This window comes from Schleiferilactobacillus shenzhenensis LY-73 (assembly GCF_000469325.1).
GTDB classification, from domain to species: domain Bacteria; phylum Bacillota; class Bacilli; order Lactobacillales; family Lactobacillaceae; genus Schleiferilactobacillus; species Schleiferilactobacillus shenzhenensis.
The window spans coordinates 140,749-143,141 of sequence record NZ_KI271586.1 but is presented as its reverse complement, the minus strand read 5'-3'; the positions used below and the strand labels follow the sequence as shown (position 1 = coordinate 143,141).

The following is a 2,393-nucleotide window of genomic DNA, read 5'->3' as shown; positions in this document are numbered from 1 at the left end:
TCGCACTAGCTTCGCGTCGCCGCCCCAGCCAGCCGGAGGGCCCAAATCGCCGGGCCACAGCGTACATTTCTCCCTGCTCCCCAAGGCGGCAGCGCGAAGCGCCACGCCGCCTCCTTTCTACAAGAAGAGCCCAACGAAAACCAAGGAATCGGTTCTCGTCAGGCCAAAGCAGGAAACTTCTATTCAACGGAAACCAAGTACGCATAAACCGGCTGGTCGCCTTCGTGGATCTCGACTTCCAGGTCGTCGTTCTCTGCGGTCACCGCGTCGGCCACAGCTTGGGCTTCTTCCTTCGTCCCGTCGACGCCGTAAAGGATGGTGATGATCTCACTGTCCTCCGTCAGCATCTTGGTGATCATGTCGGTCATTACCTGAACGCGGTCGGTGCCGTTGACAGCGATATCGCCGTCGACGATGCCGATGAAGTCGTCCTTCTTGATGGTCATGCCATTGATGGTCGTGTCCCGGGTAGCCACGGTCAGTTCGCCGCTGGCCACAGTGCTCAGGCTGTCGGTCATTTCCTTGGCGTTCTCGGCCAAGGTCTCATCGGGATTGAAGGACAGCATGGCGGTCATCCCCTGCTGGATGCTCTTGGTGGGTACCACCTGGACGGCGTTCTTGGCGTTGCTGGCGGCCTGCTGGGCAGCCATGAAGATGTTGCCGTTGTTGGGCAGGACCAGTACGTTCTCGGCATTGGCCTTCTTGATGGCCGCCAAGATGTCTTCAGTGGAAGGATTCATCGTCTGGCCGCCTTCGAGGATCTCGGTGACGCCAAGAGACCGATACAATTCGGCCACACCGTGACCGGACGCGACCGCGACGACCCCGAACTTCGCCGGCGCTTGGGGTTTGGTCGCTTCTTGCGCCTGCCGCTCAACAATGTCGTCGTGTTGCGCCCGCATATTATCGATCTTGATCTTGTCCAGCTTGCCGTACTTGCTGCCGTAACGGAAAACACGGCCGGGGTGCTCGGTGTGGACGTGGACCTTGACGACTTCGTCATCCGCCACGACCAGCAGAGAATCGCCTAAGTCGTTCAAGTAATTGCGGAAGCTGTCGTAGTCGAATTCCTGGCCCTTTTCGGGGTGCTGGTTCAGCTCGACCATCATTTCCGTGCAGTAGCCGTACTTAATATCGGCGGTGGACAGCTGCCCCTGGATCGACTGGTGGTGAACGGCGTTGATCATTTCGTCCATCTCCTGGTCGTCCGGTACGTATTCATCGCTGGACGTCTGGCCATTCAAGGCCTCGAGGAAGCCTTCATAGATGAAGACCAGCCCCTGGCCGCCGGAGTCAACGACCCCCACTTCTTTCAGCACCGGCAGCAGGTTGGGCGTCTGGGCAAGAGCCCGTTTGGCGCCGGTGACGACGGCCTGCATCACCACGGTGGCGTCGTTGTTTGTCTGAGCGGCCTTATTACCGGCCTTAGCAGCTTCCCGGGCGACGGTCAGAATCGTGCCCTCAACGGGCTTCATAACCGCCTTGTACGCGGTCTGCACGCCGCCGGTCAAGGCATCAGCCAAGTCCTGGGCGGTGAGAGTCGTTTTCTTCTCGGTCGCCTTAGCGAAGCCGCGGAACAGTTGGGAAGAAATGACGCCGGAGTTGCCCCGGGCGCCCATCAAAGTGCCCTTGGCCAGGGCCTTGGTCATCTCACCAACGGTCTTAGCGTTGACGTTATTCACGTTCTTCACGCCGCTGGCCAGGGTGAGGCTCATGTTGGTGCCGGTATCCCCGTCTGGGACGGGAAAAACGTTCAATGAATTGACAAATTCCACATTTTTACTCAACCGGTGGGCGGCGACCCGAATCATATCGGTCAGCTTGTCCACGGTGATCTCTGTTACTGCCACTGCATATTCCTCCTCGATGACTCGGGTTATTTAATCTTCGTCGCCCAGCACGCGTACGCCCTGGACAATCACATTCACCGCTTGGGCCGTGATCCCCAACATCGATTCGAGATTGTATTTTACTTTATCTTGGACGTTGCGGCAAACTTCGGAAATTTTTAACCCGTAGCCGACGATGATGAAAACGTCGACGGTGACACCGGCGTCGTCTTGGCGCACGACGACCCCGCGGGAATAGCTGTCGCGGTTCAGGATCTCGTTGAAGTTGTCCCGGAAGATTTGTTTGGATGCCATCCCGACGATGCCGTACACATCGGTGGCGCCGCCGCCGACGACGGTCGCGATGACGTTGTTGGCGATGGCGATGGTGCCGTATTTGGTCTCAATTTTGACGGCCATGATTGGGCCTCCTTGTTTGGATATTCTTAACTTATCATACCACATGTGGGGGGTGGGACGGTTGGGAGAAAGGTGTGTCTATCGCGACGCCGGGTGGCTTCGGGCTCCGCAGGATGGGTGTGGGACGCCGTGGGCACGACTTGA

2 protein-coding genes are annotated in these 2,393 nt (G+C 58.3%); both read right to left on the bottom strand.

Translation table 11 applies throughout. The annotated features are described in order from the left end of the window. Positions 1–179: 179 nt before the first annotated feature. Positions 180–1,850 (bottom strand): DAK2 domain-containing protein, encoded by a 1,671-nt coding sequence (locus L248_RS06105; protein WP_022529263.1) that lies wholly within the window; start codon positions 1,848–1,850, stop codon positions 180–182. 30 nt (positions 1,851–1,880) lie between these two features. Then, the gene (locus L248_RS06100; RefSeq protein ID WP_022529262.1) at positions 1,881–2,249 is read right to left on the bottom strand and encodes an Asp23/Gls24 family envelope stress response protein; all 369 of its coding nucleotides are present in this window, start codon (positions 2,247–2,249) and stop codon (positions 1,881–1,883) included. Between the last annotated feature and the right edge of the window lie 144 nt (positions 2,250–2,393).

Coding starts and splice junctions, on each gene's coding strand:
- L248_RS06100 (WP_022529262.1), bottom strand. CDS start 2,249: ATGGCCGTCAAAATTGAGACCAAATACGGCACCATCGCCATCGCCAAC.